This window comes from Leisingera sp. ABM4_103 (assembly GCF_056158685.1).
The window spans coordinates 3,828,180-3,843,953 of sequence record NZ_JBSWTU010000005.1 but is presented as its reverse complement, the minus strand read 5'-3'; the positions used below and the strand labels follow the sequence as shown (position 1 = coordinate 3,843,953).

Here is a 15,774-nt window from a genome sequence, read left to right as displayed (position 1 = left end):
CCATGTCTGACCTCCGCAAGATCAACATTGACGGAACCGAGATCGAGGTGGATGGGGCGATGACCCTGATCCAGGCCTGTGAGGAGGCCGGCGTCGAGATCCCGCGCTTCTGCTATCATGAGCGGCTGTCCATCGCGGGCAACTGCCGCATGTGCCTGGTTGAAGTTGTCGGCGGCCCGCCGAAACCGGCGGCCTCCTGCGCGATGCAGGTGCGCGATCTGCGCCCCGGCCCCGAAGGCCAGGCGCCGCAGGTGAAAACCAACTCGCCGATGGTCAAGAAGGCCCGCGAAGGCGTGATGGAATTCATGCTGATCAACCACCCGCTGGACTGCCCGATCTGCGATCAGGGCGGCGAATGCGACCTGCAGGACCAGGCGATGGCCTATGGCGTCGACTTCTCCCGCTTCCGCGAGCCCAAGCGCGCGGTGGACGATCTGGATCTGGGGCCGCTGGTCGGCACCGCTATGACCCGCTGTATCTCCTGCACCCGCTGCGTGCGCTTCACGACTGAGGTCGCGGGCATCACCCAGATGGGCCAAACGGGGCGCGGCGAGGATGCGGAGATCACCTCCTACTTGAACGAAACCCTGCAATCGAACCTGCAGGGCAACATCATCGACTTGTGCCCTGTGGGCGCGCTGACGTCCAAGCCCTATGCGTTTACCGCCCGGCCTTGGGAGCTGACCAAGACCGAAACCATCGACGTGATGGATGCGCTTGGCTCCAACATCCGGGTTGATACCAAGGGCCGCGAAGTGATGCGCATCCTGCCGCGCAACCATGACGGCGTTAACGAGGAGTGGATCAGCGACAAGACCCGCTTTGTTTGGGACGGCCTGCGCCGCCAGCGCCTCGACCGTCCTTATGTGCGCGTCGACGGCAAGCTGAAGCCCGCGACCTGGCCGGAAGCCCTTTCCGCGGCGGCAAACGCCATGAAGGGCAAGAAGGTTGCGGGCCTGATCGGCGACCTGGTCCCGGTTGAGGCGGCTTTTGCGCTGAAACAGCTGGTCGAAGGCCTGGGCGGCAAGGTCGAATGCCGTACCGACAATGCCCGCCTGCCGGTCGGCAACCGTGCGGGCTATGCCGGCACCGCCACCATCGAGGACATCGACAGCGCCAAGTTTATCCAGCTGATCGGCACCAACCCGCGTGACGAGGCGCCGGTGCTGAACGCCCGCATTCGCAAGGCCTGGCTGAACGGCGCGCAAGTGGGACTGGTCGGACAGCCGGCAGACCTGACCTATGACTATGCCCATGTCGGCACCGACCGCGCCGCGCTGGAGAGCCTGCTGGACAAGGACTACGGCGCCGTCAAGGACGCGCCCTCCGTCGTGATCGTCGGGCAGGGCGCCCTGCGCGAGGCTGACGGCCTGGCGGTTCTGGCCGCCGCGCAGAAGCTGGCCGCGGATACCAACTCCAAGCTGCTGATGCTGCACACCGCCGCCTCCCGCGTTGGTGCGATGGATGTCGGTGCTGTGACCGAAGGCGGCATGGCAGCGGCTATCGACGGGGCAGAGGTGATCTACAACCTCGGTGCTGATGAGGTGGAAATCGACCCAGGTGCATTCGTGATCTACCAGGGCTCCCACGGCGATCGCGGCGCACATCGCGCCGATGTGATCCTGCCGGGCGCGGCCTATACCGAGGAAAACGGCCTGTTCGTGAACACCGAAGGCCGCCCGCAGCTGGCCATGCGCGCGAGCTTTGCGCCGGGCGAGGCCAAGGAAAACTGGGCGATCCTGCGTGCGCTCAGCGCCGAAGCTGGTGCTCAGCTGGGCTATGACTCGCTGGCGCAGCTGCGCCAGGCGTTGGTGGCTGAGGTTCCGCACCTGGCACGGATCGACGAAGTCGTTGAAAAGGAAGGCGAACCGCTGGAACAGGACAAGCTCGGCAACGCTGACTTCCTGCCGGCGGTCAAGGATTTCTATCTGACCAACCCGATCGCCCGCGCGTCCCAGCTGATGGCGGAACTGTCGGCAGGCGTGAAAGCCCGCGCAACCGGGAAACTGGCCGCCGAATGATCCGCTTCGCCCTCATAACGCCTCTCCTGCTGGCCGCCTGCGCGATGGCGCCCGGCAGCGGAGGAGAGCGGCCCGCCCCGGTATACGAGGGGGTGGAGACCAGCCTGCTGGAGGGCGATCTGGTGCAATTTCACGTCTCCATGCGCGGCCCGCGCCTGGAAGGCGATCTCGATACCTATGCGGAATGCGCCGCCGCGCAATACGCGCTGATCCGGGGCTACGGGTTTGCGCGCCATGTGCGCACGACAACGAAACAGGCAGGGGGCAGCCGGACCGCTGATGCGGTCTACCTGATTTCGCCCTCTCTGCCGCGCGGGCTGCGCACCATCGACGCCGAAGTCGTGGTCGCGGATTGCGCGGCGAACGGAATACCCACGGTGTGAGGACCTATGGCTGATTTCTTTAACACTCCAGGCGGCATCGCTGTTCTGATCCTGGCGCAAGTGCTTGCAGTTGTTGCCTTTGTGATGATCTCGCTCCTGTTCCTCGTCTACGGGGACCGCAAGATCTGGGCCGCGGTCCAGATGCGCCGGGGCCCGAACGTGGTGGGCGTCTACGGCCTGCTGCAATCGGTGGCCGACGCGCTGAAATACGTGGTGAAGGAGGTGGTGATCCCGGCCGGCGCCGACCGCACCGTCTTCATCCTGGCGCCGATGACCTCCTTCGTGCTCGCGATGATCGCCTGGGCGGTGATCCCCTTCAACGACGGCTGGGTCCTCAGCGACATTAACGTCGCTATCCTCTATGTCTTCGCGGTGTCCTCGCTGGAAGTTTACGGCGTGATCATGGGCGGCTGGGCGTCGAACTCGAAATACCCGTTCCTGGGCAGCTTGCGCTCTGCGGCGCAAATGATCTCCTACGAGGTCTCCATCGGCCTGATCATCATCGGCGTGATCATCTCCACCGGCTCGATGAACTTCGGCGACATCGTGCGCGCGCAGGACGGTGATCTGGGCCTTCTGAACTGGTACTGGATCCCGCATTTCCCGATGGTCTTCCTGTTCTTCATCTCGGCTTTGGCGGAAACCAACCGCCCGCCGTTCGACCTGCCGGAAGCGGAATCGGAACTGGTTGCGGGTTACCAGGTGGAATACTCGGCAACCCCGTTCCTCTTGTTCATGGCCGGTGAATACATCGCCATCTTCCTGATGTGCGCGCTGACAACCCTGCTGTTCTTCGGCGGCTGGCTGTCCCCGATCCCGGGCCTGCCCGACGGCGTGCTGTGGATGGTCGCCAAGATGGCTTTCTTCTTCTTCCTTTTCGCAATGGTAAAGGCGATCACCCCGCGCTACCGCTACGACCAGCTGATGCGCCTGGGCTGGAAAGTGTTCCTGCCGTTCTCGCTGGCCTGGGTGGTCTTCGTGTCCTTTGCTGCAAAATTTGACTGGTTCTGGGGCATCTTCGCCCGCTGGACCGTGGGAGGCTGACCGATGGCGAACATCGACTACACCCGCGCCGCCAAATACTTCCTGCTGCAGGATTTCTGGGTCGGCTTCAAACTTGGGCTCAAGTATTTCTTCGCGCCCAAGGCGACGCTGAACTACCCGCACGAAAAGGGTCCGCTGTCGCCCCGCTTCCGCGGTGAGCACGCCCTGCGCCGCTACCCGAACGGCGAGGAGCGCTGTATTGCCTGCAAACTGTGCGAGGCGATCTGCCCGGCGCAGGCGATCACCATCGACGCGGAACCGCGCGAGGACGGCAGCCGCCGCACCACGCGCTATGACATCGACATGACCAAATGCATCTACTGCGGTTTCTGTCAGGAAGCCTGCCCGGTGGACGCGATTGTCGAAGGCCCGAACTTCGAGTTCGCGACCGAGACCCGCGAGGAGCTGTTCTACGACAAGGAGAAACTCCTGGCCAACGGTGAGCGCTGGGAAGCCGAGATTGCCCGCAACCTGGAAATCGACGCGCCCTACCGATGAGGCGCGGGCGCAAAAGTTTTCCAAAAACTTTTGCCAAGAATTTTGCTGAAAATTCTTGGCCGGAGGAGAGGACATGACCAAACAGCCGCCCAATCCGTTTGAGGCCATGATGGAACAGATGCAGGCCCAGGCCCAGCAGATGGCCAAGGCGTTCAACCCGGCGCTGGAGAACTTCTCGCCCTCCGAGGCCTTCAGGGAGTTCGAGGCACTGTGGCCCACCATGCCCAAAGAGGTCATGGAAATGATGTTCGGCAACACCGTCAATAAGGACGGGCTGGATGCCAAGACCCGGCTGCTGCTGACACTGGCCGGGCTGACAATGCAGGGCGCGCAGGCTGACAGTGCCGTGCGCCAGACCGTGCGCCACGCCCTCGCGGCCGGCGCCAAGAAACAAGAGATCGTGGAAACGATCGGACAGATGTCGGTGTTTGCCGGCATTCCGGCCATGAACCGGGCGCTGGATCTGGCGCAAACGGTCATGGACGACAAAAGGGACGATGAGACATGAGCGTTTTTGCCTTCTACCTCTTCGCCATCAGCGCCATCACCGGCGGGCTGTTCACCGTGATCAGCCGCCAGCCGGTGCATTCGGTGCTGTGGCTGATCCTGGCCTTCCTTTCCTCGGCCGGGCTGTTTGTGCTGCTGGGGGCGGAATTCGTCGCCATGCTGCTGGTCATCGTCTATGTGGGCGCGGTCGCGGTGCTGTTCCTGTTTGTGGTGATGATGCTGGATGTGGACTTTGCCGAGCTGAAGGCGGAGATGGCGCGCTACATGCCGCTCGCCTTGCTGATCGGCCTGGTGATCCTGATGCAGTTCGTGATGGCCTTCGGCGTTTGGGAAACCGCCCACAAGGCGCCTGAGCTGCTGGCCAATCCGGTGCCTGCCGACCGCCACAACACCGAGGCCCTGGGCCTCATCATCTATGATCAATATTTCCTTCTGTTCCAGCTGGCGGGCCTGATCCTGCTGGTGGCGATGATCGGCGCGATCGTGCTGACCCTGCGCCACCGCACCGACGTCAAGCGCCAGGACGTGGTTGCCCAGATGATGCGCGACCCGGTCAAAGCGATGGAGCTCAAGGACGTGAAACCGGGGCAGGGGCTGTGATCCAATGATTGGACTTGAACATTATCTGACCGTCGCGGCGACCATGTTCGTCATCGGCATCTTCGGGCTCTTCCTGAACCGCAAGAACGTGATCATCCTGCTGATGAGCATCGAACTGATGCTCTTGGCGGTGAACATCAACCTGGTCGCATTCTCCAGTTTCCTGGGCGACCTGGTGGGGCAGGTGTTCACCCTGTTCGTGCTGACCGTGGCCGCCGCTGAGGCTGCCATCGGCCTCGCGATCCTGGTCTGCTTCTTCCGCAACCGCGGCACCATTGCCGTCGAAGACGTCAACGTGATGAAGGGCTAAAGAAACATGGAAACCATCCTTCTCTTTGCCCCTCTGGTGGGGGCCGTGATCTGCGGCTTCGGCCACAAGATGATCGGCGAGAAAGCCGCCACCGTGACCGCCACGGCACTGCTGTTCCTGTCGGCGCTGCTCAGCTGGATCACCTTCCTGGCGTTTGACGGGGTGACCCAGAACATCGAGATTTTCCGCTGGATTGAAAGCGGCTCGCTGTCGACCTCCTGGGCGATCCGGCTGGACCGGCTGACCGCGATCATGCTGATCGTGATCACCACGGTCTCGTCGCTCGTGCACCTTTATTCCTTCGGGTACATGGACCATGACCCGCAGTGGAAAGAGGGCGAGAGCTACAAGCCGCGCTTCTTTGCCTACCTGTCGTTCTTCACCTTCGCGATGCTGATGCTTGTGACGTCGGATAACCTGGTGCAGATGTTCTTCGGCTGGGAGGGCGTGGGCGTTGCATCCTACCTGCTGATCGGCTTCTACTACCGCAAGCCTAGCGCCAATGCGGCGGCGATGAAGGCCTTCATCGTCAATCGCGTCGGCGACTTCGGCTTTGCGCTGGGGATTTTCGGCCTGTTCTTCCTGACCGACAGCATCAACCTGGCGGACATCTTTGCCGCTGCACCCACGCTCGCGGAAACCCAAGTTTCCTTCCTGTGGACCGAGTGGAATGCGGCGAACCTGCTGGCCTTCCTGCTGTTTGTCGGTGCGATGGGCAAATCGGCGCAGCTGCTGCTGCACACCTGGCTGCCGGACGCGATGGAAGGCCCGACCCCGGTGTCGGCGCTGATCCACGCCGCAACCATGGTGACCGCCGGCGTGTTCCTGGTCTGCCGCATGTCGCCGCTGATCGAGTTCGCGCCTGAGGCTGCGGCCTTCATCACCGTGCTGGGTGCAGCAACCGCCTTCTTTGCCGCGACCGTGGGTCTGGTGCAAAACGACATCAAGCGCGTGATTGCGTACTCGACCTGCTCGCAGCTGGGCTACATGTTCGTGGCGGCTGGCGTTGGCATGTACTCGGCGGCGATGTTCCACCTGTTCACCCACGCCTTCTTCAAGGCGATGCTGTTCCTTGGCGCGGGCTCCGTGATCCATGCGATGCACCACGAGCAGGACATGCGGAACTACGGCAACCTGCGCAAGAAGATCCCCTATACCTTCTGGGCGATGATGATCGGTACGCTGGCCATTACCGGCGTCGGTATTCCGCTCAGCGGCTGGGTTGGCTTTGCCGGCTTCGTCTCCAAGGACGCCATCATCGAAAGCGCCTATGCGGGCGGCTCGATGTTCGGCTTCTGGGCGCTGGTGATCGCGGCCTTCATGACCTCCTTCTACTCGTGGCGCCTGATGTTCATGACCTTCTACGGCGAGGCCCGCGGGGACAAGCACACCCACGACCACGCGCATGAAAGCCCCTGGACCATGCTGGTGCCGCTGGGCGTGCTGGCGGTGGGCTCGATCACCGCAGGCATGATCTGGTACGGCAGCTTCTTCGGCCACGCCGATCAGGTCGGCAAGTTCTATGGCATCCCGGTGGCGGAAGCCTCCGCTGCGGATCATGGCGAAGAGGCCGCGCATGGCGAAACCGCTACCCTTGGCGAGGAAGCCGCGCACGGCGAAGAGGCTGCTCACAGCGGCGAAGGCGAGCACCACTATGTGTTTGCCGGCCAGCCGGGCGAGGGCGCGCTTTATATTGCGCCGGACAACCACATCCTGGAGGATGCCCACGCGGCGCCGAAATGGGTGAAACTGTCCCCGTTCATGGCAATGGTGGGCGGCCTGGTGCTGGCGCTGTGGTTCTATATCTGGAACCCGTCGCTGCCCAACCGCCTGGCACAGCAGCAGCGTCCGCTGTACCTGTTCCTGCTTAACAAGTGGTACTTTGACGAAATCTACAATGTGATCTTCGTCAAACCGGCTCTGGCCCTGGGCCGCTTCTTCTGGAAGCGCGGCGACGGCGGAACCATCGACGGCTTCCTCAATGGCCTTGCCATGGGCGTTGTGCCCTTCTTCACCCGTCTCGCCGGACGCGCACAGTCCGGGTACATCTTCACTTATGCCTTCTGGATGGTGCTGGGCATTGCAGCCCTGGTCACCTGGATGTCGATCGGCGGAGGAGCGCACTGATGGACAATCTCCTTTCTATTGTCACCTTCATCCCGGCGCTCGCGGCGGCCATTCTGGCCCTGTTCCTGCGCGGCGAGGATAAGGCGGCGCAGCGCAACGCCAAGTTTGTTGCGCTCTTTGCCACCACGATCACCTTCCTGGTGAGCCTGGGCATCTACGCCCAGTTCGACCCGGCCAACACCGGCTTCCAGTTCCTGGAAGAGGCTGAGTGGATCTTTGGCCTCAAGTACAAGATGGGCGTCGACGGCATCTCGGTTCTGTTCGTGATGCTGACCACCTTCATCATGCCGCTGACCATCCTGGCCAGCTGGAACGTGACGACCCGCGTCAAGGAATACATGGTCGCCTTCCTGCTCCTGGAGACCCTGATGCTGGGTGTCTTCATGGCGCTGGACATGGTGCTGTTCTACCTGTTCTTCGAGGCAGGCCTGATCCCGATGTTCCTGATCATCGGCATCTGGGGCGGCAAGGAGCGGATCTACGCCTCCTTCAAGTTCTTCCTCTACACCTTCTTCGGCTCGGTGCTGATGCTGGTGGCGATGGTGTTCATGTATGTGGATGCCGGCACCACCGACATTGAAACCCTGCTGACCCACAGCTTCTCGGCGGCGTCCTTTGACGTGCTGGGTGTTCACATCGTGGGCGGTGCACAGACGCTGATGTTCCTGGCCTTCTTCGCCTCCTTCGCGGTGAAGATGCCGATGTGGCCGGTGCACACCTGGCTGCCGGACGCGCACGTGCAGGCGCCGACTGCGGGCTCCGTTGTGCTGGCAGCGATCCTGCTGAAGATGGGCGGCTACGGCTTCCTGCGCTTCTCCCTGCCGATGTTCCCGGTGGGCGCGGACGTGATGACCGATGTGGTCCTGTGGATGTCCGCGATTGCGGTTGTCTATACCTCGCTGGTGGCGATGGTGCAGGAAGACATGAAGAAGCTGATCGCCTATTCCTCGGTCGCGCACATGGGCTTTGTCACCATGGGCATCTTTGCGGCCAACCAGCAGGGCATCGACGGCGCCATCTTCCAGATGCTGTCGCACGGTTTCATCTCCGCCGCGCTCTTCCTCTGCGTCGGCGTGATCTATGATCGCATGCACACCCGCGACATCGACGCCTATGGCGGCCTGGTGATCCGGATGCCTGCCTACGCGCTGGTCTTCATGTTCTTCACCATGGGCAACGTCGGCCTGCCGGGCACCTCGGGTTTTGTCGGTGAATTCCTGACCCTGATGGGCGCCTTCCAGAAAAACACCTGGGTGACCGCGGTGGCGGCGACCGGCGTGATTTTCTCGGCGGGCTATGCGCTGTGGCTCTACCGCCGCGTGGTGTTCGGCGACCTGATCAAAGGCAGCCTGATGGGCATCCGCGACATGTCCGCGCGCGAGCGGTTCGTCTTTGCGCCGCTGGTCGCCATGACCCTGCTGCTGGGTGTCTACCCGTCGCTGGTCACCGACATCATCGCGCCCTCGACCGAGGCGCTGATTGCAAACTTCAACCAGTCTCTGGCAGCGGCCGACACCTCGGCAGCCACCCAGATTGCTTCGCATTAAGGGAGCATCAGGCAGATGATCCAAGCTGATCTTACTGTAATCCTGCCAGAGATCGTTCTGGCGCTCTATGCCATGGCTGCGCTGATCGGCGCGGTCTACACCACCAAGGACAGCCTGGCGGCACCGCTGGTCTGGAGCACTGCGGCGCTGATGGCGGTGCTGGCGTTCTGGATTGCCAGCAGCCCGGCCGGCACCCAGACCGCCTTTGGCGGCATGTTCATCGACGACGGCTTCTCGCGCTTTGCCAAGGTGGCGCTGCTTCTGGGCGCCTCGGCGGTGCTGCTGGTCGGCCAGGACTACATGGCGCGCCGTGGCATGCTGAAGTTCGAATACCCGATCCTGATCGCGCTGGCTGCCGTCGGCATGATGATGATGGTCTCCGCAGGCAACCTGATGTCGCTCTATATGGGGCTGGAGCTGCAGTCGCTGTCGCTCTACGTCGTGGCCGCCATGCGCCGCGACAGCGTCAAGTCGACCGAGGCGGGCCTCAAGTACTTTGTGCTGGGCGCGCTGTCCTCCGGCCTGCTGCTGTACGGTGCTTCGCTGGTCTACGGCTTTGCAGGCACCACCCAGTTCGCGGGCATCATCCAGGTGGCAGAGCAGGGCCATATGTCCATCGGCATGCTGTTCGGCCTGGTGTTCATGATCTCGGGTCTTGCGTTCAAGGTCTCGGCGGTGCCCTTCCACATGTGGACACCGGACGTCTACGAAGGCTCGCCGACCCCGGTCACCGCCTTCTTTGCCACCGCGCCCAAGGTTGCGGCGATGGGCCTGTTCGCGCGTGTGCTGCATGACGCATTCGGCGGCGCCATTGCCGACTGGCAGCAGATCATCGTGGTGCTGTCGGTGCTGTCGATGTTCCTGGGCGCCATCGCGGCGATCGGCCAGCGCGACATCAAGCGCCTGATGGCCTTCTCCTCGATCGCCCATATGGGCTATGCGATGATAGGCCTGGCCGCGGGTACTGAGGCGGGCATCACCGCGATGCTGGTTTACCTGGCGATCTACGTCACCATGAACATCGGCACCTTCTCCTTCATCCTGATGCTGGAGAAGGACGGTAAGCCGGTCACCGACATCCTGGCCCTGAACCAGTTCGCCGCGCGCGAGCCGGGCAAGGCGCTGGCGGTGCTGATCCTGATGTTCTCGCTGGCAGGCGTGCCGCCGATGCTGGGCTTCTTTGCCAAGCTGGGCGTGTGGAAGGCGGGTGTCGACGCGGGCCTGATGGGCCTGGTCGTGGCCTCCGCCATCGCTTCGGTCATCGGTGCCTTCTATTACATCCGGATTGTCTTCTACATGTACTTTGGCACTGGCGAAGACGATGTCGAGGCGAAGGGTTCGCCGGTCCTGACCGTCGCGCTGATGGCCTCTGCCGCGATGATGCTGGTCGGTCTGGTGTACCAGTTCGGTATCGACACTGCGGCGGCTGCCGCCGCAGCAACCCTTGTAAATTGATCTGCTTTTCAGGCAGGCTGAGAAGGCCCGGTCACGCGACCGGGCCTTTTCGCACTTTCGAGGAGCGCAGATGAGCTGGCCAGCAGGATATGGGAAACGGGTGCTTGCCGAGGTGGACAGCACCCTGAATGAGGCCGCCCGCATCGCCGGGGAACTGGCGGGCCCGGAGTGGATCCTGGCACTGCGCCAGACCCAGGGGCGCGGCCGCCGCGGGCGCGACTGGAAGGACCCCAAGGGCAATTTTGCAGCCACCCTGGTGATGCGGCCTGAGGGCGCCCCGGATCAGGCCGCGCTGCGCAGCTTTGTCGCCGCGCTGGCGGTCTATGATGCCTGCGTTGCGGTGACGGGCCGGAGCGAGGGCCTGTCGCTGAAGTGGCCCAACGACGTGCTGCTGAAGGGCGGCAAGCTGGCAGGCATCCTGCTGGAGAGCGCGGGCAACGGGCCGGGGGTCAATCACCTGTTTGTCGGCATCGGCGTCAATCTGGTGGAAACCCCGATGAAGGAATGGCTGGAGCCCGGTGCCGTTTACCCGGTGTCGCTGCTGTCAGAGACCGGGGTGCAGGTCTCGCCCGAGGAATTCCTGGAAGCCGTCGCCAGTGCCTTTGCCCGCTATGAGCAGCAGTTCTCGACCTACGGGTTCGAGCCGATCCGCACCGAATGGCTGGCGCGCGCCGCCAAGCTGGGCGAGGTGATCACTGCCAAGACTGCGTCGTCTGAAACCGAAGGCACCTTTGAAACGGTGGACGCCAGCGGCAACCTTGTCCTAAACACCGCCAAGGGCCGCGTCAGCATTCCCGCGGCCGACATCTATTTCTAGGAAGGAGCAGCAATGCTTCTGGCAGTTGATTGCGGCAACACCAATACCGTCTTCTCGATCTATGACGGCGAGAAGTTCATCGGCATGTGGCGCACCGCCACCGAATGGCAGCGCACGGCGGACCAGTATTACGTCTGGCTCAACACGCTGATGCGGCTGCAGGGGATCGAGGCGGATATCACCGACATGATCATCTCCTCGACCGTGCCGCGGGTCGTGTTCAATCTTCGCGTTCTGGCGGACCGCTATTTCAACACACGGCCGCTGGTGGTGGGCAAGCCCGGCTGCCTGCTGCCGGTTGCGGTGCGGGTGGACGAAGGCACGCAGGTCGGCCCCGACCGCCTGGTCAACACGGTCTCCGGTTTCGACGCTCACGGCGGCAACCTGATCGTGGTGGATTTCGGCACCGCCACCACCTTTGACGTGGTGGCCGAGGACGGCGCCTATGTCGGCGGAGTAATCGCGCCCGGTGTGAACCTCAGCCTGGAGGCGCTGCACCAGGCCGCTGCCGCGCTGCCCCACGTGGATATCTCCAAACCTGAAAATGTAATCGGCACCAACACAGTCGCCTGCATGCAGTCCGGCGTGTTCTGGGGCTATGTCGGCCTCGTCCGCGAAATCTGCACCCGGATCAAGGCAGAGCGCGGCGTCGCCATGAAAGTCATCTCTACAGGCGGGCTGGCGCCTTTGTTCCAGCAATCCGCAGATCTGTTCGACGCATTCGAGGACGACCTCACCATGCACGGGCTTCAGATCATCCATAAATACAATAAGGAAAACGGTACTGACGCATGAGCAGTGAAAGACTGATCTACCTGCCTCTCGGCGGGGCAGGCGAAATTGGCATGAACGCCTATGTCTACGGCTATGGCCCCCAGGACAAGGAGCGCCTGGTCCTGGTCGATCTTGGTGTGACCTTCCCCGATATGGACACCTCGCCGGGTGTCGACCTGATCATGCCCGACATGACCTGGCTCAAGGAGCGCGTGGACCAGCTGGAGGGGATTTTCATCACCCACGGCCACGAGGACCACATCGGCGCCATCGCCCATATGTACGCGCATCTGAACGTCCCCATCTACGCGCGCGCTTTCACCGCCAACCTGGCGCGCCGCAAGATGGAGGAGGCAGGCCACGACCCGGCCAATGTGCACACTGTGCAGGCCTGGCCGGAAACAACCAAACTCGGCCCCTTCACAATCGGCGTCGCCCCGATGAGCCACTCGATCCCCGAAAGCGGCGGGCTGGTGATTGACAGCCCGGCAGGGCGTGTGGTGCATACCGGCGACTTCAAGCTCGACCCCAATCCGCTGGTGGGCGAGCCCTTTGACCCCGAAATGTGGGCGGAGATCGCCGGCGGCGGCATCCAGGCGCTGGTTTGCGATTCCACCAATGTGTTCTCGCAGCACCCGGGCCGCTCGGAAGCGGAGCTGCCGGAGGAAATCACCAAGCTGTTCTCCGAGGCAAAGGGGCTGGTGGCTGCCACGACCTTCGCCTCTAACGTGGCGCGGGTGAAAACCCTGGCGGAAGCGGGTGTCAAGGCGGGCCGTTCTGTTGTCCTGCTGGGCCGCGCCATGCGCCGGATGATCGAGGCGGCGGTGGAAACCGGCGTGCTGACCGATTTCCCGAAAACGATCAGCCCCGAGGACGCCGCCAACGTGCCGCGCGATAACCTGATGCTGATCACCACCGGCAGTCAGGGCGAGCGCCGCGCCGCCACCGCGCAGCTGGCGCGCGGCAAGTACCGCGGGCTGGAGCTGAAGGAGGGCGACCTGTTCCTGTTCTCCTCTAAGACCATTCCGGGCAACGAAAAGGGCGTCATCCGCATCATCAACCAGTTCTCGGAAATGGGCGTGGATGTGGTCGATGACAGCTCCGGCCTCTACCACGTGTCGGGCCACGCAAACCGCCCGGACCTTGAGGAAATCCACAGGCTCCTGAAGCCCAAGATGCTGATCCCGATGCACGGCGAGCACCGCCATCTGCGCCAGCACGCCCGCCTGGGCGAGGAGAAGGGCATCGCGAGCGCAGTCGTTGTGAACGGCATGATGATGGACCTGACCGGCGATGCGCCAAAAGTGACCGAGTGGATCGAAACCGGCCGCACCTATCTGGACGGCACCGTCAAATACGGCGCGATGGACGGCATCGTGCGCGACCGCATCCGGATGGCGCTGAACGGCCATGTGGTGGTGACGGTGATCCTGGACGAGGACGACGAGCCGCTGGGCGAACCCTGGTGCGACGTCAAAGGGCTGCCCGAGACCGGCAGCTCCAAGGCCGCGCTGGTGGAGGTGATGGAGGAAGACCTGAACCAGTTCCTGATGCGTGCCGGTGCCAAGACCCTGCGCGACGACGACAAGCTGGAGCAGGAACTGCGCCGCATCGCCCGCCAGAGCGCCCACAGCGAGATCGGCAAGAAGCCCGAGGTCACGGTGGTGGTCAGCCGTATGCGCTGATCCTTCGGTACAGCGCATGGCAGGGCAGGGCTGTGCTCCCGCCCGGCCCAAGCCAGATCCAAAGATGCAGCAGGCCCCGTTGGGCCAGGCGCCGCGAGCCCTGACGGGCCCGCGGCGCAGTTGCGTCTGCCGGCCCCCGTACAACGAGAAACGCCGCGGCCCCCCAGGGGCGCGCGGCGTTTTCATGTCCATGCTGCTGCCAGAGCCCGGCAGGAGCTTCAGCCGTGCAGCGGGCGGGCGCAGCTGGGGCAGGAGATGACCTTGCGCGGGGCGCGGAACAGGGCGCGGAACAGGCTGCGCATCATGCTGGCAAAAGCCTCTGCGCGCAGCTCGTGGGCGCGGGCCTCGATGGCCTGGAATTGGGAAATGGTCAGGGTTTGGGTGTCTTTGGTGTTCATGGCTCAGCCCATCATCAATGGCGCGTTTCTATGTTGCGAAACCTATACGCCCGTTGCCGCAGGCTGACACCGGCCAAGTTAGAAGACCCGGTATGCTGCAACTGCAAAGGTCACCATGCTGCGGCTGCATGGCCGCTGAGGGCCGCGCCGCAGGACCCGTCAACGAAAAAGGCCGCCCCGGAAAGGAGCGGCCCTGAAACGTACTGCTGCGCCGGTCAGCTCGCGCGGCGCTCCGCAAAGCTGAGCGCGATGAAGCTTGGCAGGTGGTCGCCCATGCCAACCACGACCTTGTCGTCACGCTTGCCGTATTTCCCTCGCGAAGACGAACGTTCGTGTTTCTGCGCAGGTTTATCTTCCTTACGGGGCGTGCGGGTCTCGGTGTCGGCCTTGGCGGTATCCGGCTTGCCAGAGTCTTCCTTTGCGGCGCGGGCAGGCTTCTCGCGTTTGGGCTCCGGCTTCACCGGGTTTTCAAGGCGGTTGATATCCTTCTGGATCAGCTTCTCCACCGCATCCAGCGCCTTTTCGTCGCGCTGGGTGCAGATGGTGATTGCCTTGCCCTCACGGCCGGCACGGCCGGTGCGGCCGATGCGGTGGACATAGTCCTCGGCGTGGCCCGGCACGTCGAAATTGAACACATGGCTGACGCTGGGCACGTCAAGGCCGCGGGCGGCCACATCCGAGGCCACCAGGATGCGCAACGACCCTTCGCGGAAGGCGTCCAGCGTCTTGGTGCGCTGGCTCTGATCAAGGTCGCCGTGAATGGCAGCGGCGTCATAGCCGTATTTCTTGAGCGATTTCGCGCAGATATCCACATCCGTCTTGCGGTTGCAGAAGATGATGCCATTGGTGAGCTTGTCGCCTTCGGCGTCGATCAGGGCGCGCAGAACCTTGCGCTTTTCACTGCCTTCGCGGTCGCGGCGCGAGGCCTTGAACTGCACCACGGACTGTTCGATGGTCTCCGACGCGGTGGCCTGACGGGCCACTTCGATACGGGCCGGACCCGACAGGAAGGTGTTGGTGATCCGCTCGATCTCCGGCGCCATAGTGGCAGAGAAGAACAGGGTCTGGCGGGTGAACGGCGTTAGCGAGAAGATGCGTTCGATATCCGGGATGAAGCCCATGTCGAGCATCCGGTCAGCCTCGTCCACCACCATGATCTGCACGCCGGTCAGCAGCAGCTTGCCGCGTTCGAAATGGTCCAGAAGGCGGCCAGGGGTGGCGATCAGCACGTCGACGCCCTTGTCGATCAGCGCGTCCTGCTCCTTGAAGGAAACACCGCCGATCAGCAGTGCCTTGGTGAGCTTCACGTGCTTGGCATAGGTGTCGAAGTTTTCCGCCACCTGGGCGGCCAGCTCGCGGGTGGGGCACAGCACCAGGCTGCGCGGCATCCGGGCCCGGGCGCGGCCGCGGGCCAGAAGGGTGATCATCGGCAGCGTGAAGGACGCGGTCTTGCCGGTGCCGGTCTGGGCGATTCCCAGCACATCACGCCCTTCCAGCGCGGGCGGAATTGCACCGGCCTGGATCGGCGTGGGGGTTTCATAACCAGCTTCCTCAATAGCTTTGAGGACCTTGGGATTCAGGTTCAGATCGGTAAATTTTGTCATCTGT

The 15,774-nt window shown here is 63.2% G+C and carries 15 protein-coding genes; 13 read left to right on the top strand and 2 right to left on the bottom strand.

What is annotated here, in order from left to right; translation table 11 throughout:
* The first annotated feature begins 2 nt into the window (after window positions 1-2).
* The 13 genes from nuoG to ACXAED_RS20605 all read left to right on the top strand — a co-directional run bounded on the left by nuoG (window position 3) and on the right by ACXAED_RS20605 (window position 13,768).
* Entirely contained in the window at window positions 3-2,021 is a 2,019-nt protein-coding gene (nuoG, locus tag ACXAED_RS20665; protein ID WP_475052932.1) for an NADH-quinone oxidoreductase subunit NuoG, read from the top strand.
* Complete coding sequence (locus ACXAED_RS20660; protein WP_475052929.1) at window positions 2,018-2,404, top strand: hypothetical protein; 387 nt, start codon at window positions 2,018-2,020, stop codon at window positions 2,402-2,404. Before nuoG ends, ACXAED_RS20660 begins: the two co-directional genes overlap by 4 nt.
* A gap of 6 nt (window positions 2,405-2,410) precedes the next feature.
* Window positions 2,411-3,448 carry an NADH-quinone oxidoreductase subunit NuoH gene (nuoH, locus tag ACXAED_RS20655; RefSeq protein ID WP_039145417.1) on the top strand — a complete coding sequence of 346 codons (1,038 nt, stop codon included), beginning with the start codon at window positions 2,411-2,413 and terminating at the stop codon, window positions 3,446-3,448.
* Window positions 3,449-3,451: 3 nt separating this feature from the next.
* Complete coding sequence (nuoI, locus tag ACXAED_RS20650; RefSeq protein ID WP_027237101.1) at window positions 3,452-3,946, top strand: NADH-quinone oxidoreductase subunit NuoI; 495 nt, start codon at window positions 3,452-3,454, stop codon at window positions 3,944-3,946.
* 73 nt (window positions 3,947-4,019) lie between these two features.
* Window positions 4,020-4,454, top strand: coding sequence for a carboxymuconolactone decarboxylase family protein (locus ACXAED_RS20645; protein ID WP_475052928.1), 435 nt, complete (start codon window positions 4,020-4,022; stop codon window positions 4,452-4,454).
* Window positions 4,451-5,053 carry an NADH-quinone oxidoreductase subunit J gene (locus ACXAED_RS20640; protein WP_475052927.1) on the top strand — a complete coding sequence of 201 codons (603 nt, stop codon included), beginning with the start codon at window positions 4,451-4,453 and terminating at the stop codon, window positions 5,051-5,053. The genes ACXAED_RS20645 and ACXAED_RS20640 overlap by 4 nt, the downstream gene beginning before the upstream one ends.
* Before the next feature lie 4 nt (window positions 5,054-5,057).
* Window positions 5,058-5,363: an NADH-quinone oxidoreductase subunit NuoK gene (gene nuoK, locus ACXAED_RS20635; protein WP_222502136.1), complete on the top strand. Its 306-nt coding sequence runs from the start codon at window positions 5,058-5,060 to the stop codon at window positions 5,361-5,363.
* 6 nt (window positions 5,364-5,369) lie between these two features.
* Window positions 5,370-7,490: an NADH-quinone oxidoreductase subunit L gene (gene nuoL / locus ACXAED_RS20630; protein WP_475052924.1), complete on the top strand. Its 2,121-nt coding sequence runs from the start codon at window positions 5,370-5,372 to the stop codon at window positions 7,488-7,490.
* Window positions 7,490-9,037 carry an NADH-quinone oxidoreductase subunit M gene (locus ACXAED_RS20625; protein ID WP_475052922.1) on the top strand — a complete coding sequence of 516 codons (1,548 nt, stop codon included), beginning with the start codon at window positions 7,490-7,492 and terminating at the stop codon, window positions 9,035-9,037. The genes nuoL and ACXAED_RS20625 overlap by 1 nt, the downstream gene beginning before the upstream one ends.
* 15 nt (window positions 9,038-9,052) lie before the next feature.
* Window positions 9,053-10,492 carry an NADH-quinone oxidoreductase subunit NuoN gene (gene nuoN, locus ACXAED_RS20620; RefSeq protein ID WP_475052919.1) on the top strand — a complete coding sequence of 480 codons (1,440 nt, stop codon included), beginning with the start codon at window positions 9,053-9,055 and terminating at the stop codon, window positions 10,490-10,492.
* 70 nt (window positions 10,493-10,562) lie between these two features.
* Complete coding sequence (locus ACXAED_RS20615) at window positions 10,563-11,309, top strand: biotin--[acetyl-CoA-carboxylase] ligase (protein WP_475052918.1); 747 nt, start codon at window positions 10,563-10,565, stop codon at window positions 11,307-11,309.
* A gap of 12 nt (window positions 11,310-11,321) precedes the next feature.
* Window positions 11,322-12,104: a type III pantothenate kinase gene (locus ACXAED_RS20610; protein ID WP_475052917.1), complete on the top strand. Its 783-nt coding sequence runs from the start codon at window positions 11,322-11,324 to the stop codon at window positions 12,102-12,104.
* Entirely contained in the window at window positions 12,101-13,768 is a 1,668-nt protein-coding gene (locus tag ACXAED_RS20605) for a ribonuclease J (protein WP_475052915.1), read from the top strand. The genes ACXAED_RS20610 and ACXAED_RS20605 overlap by 4 nt, the downstream gene beginning before the upstream one ends.
* A 218-nt stretch (window positions 13,769-13,986) precedes the next feature.
* Here ACXAED_RS20605 and ACXAED_RS20600 read toward each other — a convergent pair whose 3' ends face one another.
* Complete coding sequence (locus ACXAED_RS20600; RefSeq protein WP_475052912.1) at window positions 13,987-14,166, bottom strand: RSP_7527 family protein; 180 nt, start codon at window positions 14,164-14,166, stop codon at window positions 13,987-13,989.
* A gap of 215 nt (window positions 14,167-14,381) precedes the next feature.
* The gene (locus ACXAED_RS20595) at window positions 14,382-15,770 is read right to left on the bottom strand and encodes a DEAD/DEAH box helicase (protein WP_475052911.1); all 1,389 of its coding nucleotides are present in this window, start codon (window positions 15,768-15,770) and stop codon (window positions 14,382-14,384) included.
* Between the last annotated feature and the right edge of the window lie 4 nt (window positions 15,771-15,774).

Coding starts and splice junctions, on each gene's coding strand:
- ACXAED_RS20610 (WP_475052917.1), top strand. CDS start 11,322: ATGCTTCTGGCAGTTGATTGCGGCAACACCAATACCGTCTTCTCGATC.
- nuoL (WP_475052924.1), top strand. CDS start 5,370: ATGGAAACCATCCTTCTCTTTGCCCCTCTGGTGGGGGCCGTGATCTGC.
- ACXAED_RS20645 (WP_475052928.1), top strand. CDS start 4,020: ATGACCAAACAGCCGCCCAATCCGTTTGAGGCCATGATGGAACAGATG.
- ACXAED_RS20615 (WP_475052918.1), top strand. CDS start 10,563: ATGAGCTGGCCAGCAGGATATGGGAAACGGGTGCTTGCCGAGGTGGAC.
- ACXAED_RS20640 (WP_475052927.1), top strand. CDS start 4,451: ATGAGCGTTTTTGCCTTCTACCTCTTCGCCATCAGCGCCATCACCGGC.
- ACXAED_RS20595 (WP_475052911.1), bottom strand. CDS start 15,770: ATGACAAAATTTACCGATCTGAACCTGAATCCCAAGGTCCTCAAAGCT.
- nuoG (WP_475052932.1), top strand. CDS start 3: ATGTCTGACCTCCGCAAGATCAACATTGACGGAACCGAGATCGAGGTG.
- nuoN (WP_475052919.1), top strand. CDS start 9,053: ATGATCCAAGCTGATCTTACTGTAATCCTGCCAGAGATCGTTCTGGCG.
- nuoI (WP_027237101.1), top strand. CDS start 3,452: ATGGCGAACATCGACTACACCCGCGCCGCCAAATACTTCCTGCTGCAG.
- ACXAED_RS20625 (WP_475052922.1), top strand. CDS start 7,490: ATGGACAATCTCCTTTCTATTGTCACCTTCATCCCGGCGCTCGCGGCG.
- nuoK (WP_222502136.1), top strand. CDS start 5,058: ATGATTGGACTTGAACATTATCTGACCGTCGCGGCGACCATGTTCGTC.
- ACXAED_RS20660 (WP_475052929.1), top strand. CDS start 2,018: ATGATCCGCTTCGCCCTCATAACGCCTCTCCTGCTGGCCGCCTGCGCG.
- ACXAED_RS20605 (WP_475052915.1), top strand. CDS start 12,101: ATGAGCAGTGAAAGACTGATCTACCTGCCTCTCGGCGGGGCAGGCGAA.
- ACXAED_RS20600 (WP_475052912.1), bottom strand. CDS start 14,166: ATGAACACCAAAGACACCCAAACCCTGACCATTTCCCAATTCCAGGCC.
- nuoH (WP_039145417.1), top strand. CDS start 2,411: ATGGCTGATTTCTTTAACACTCCAGGCGGCATCGCTGTTCTGATCCTG.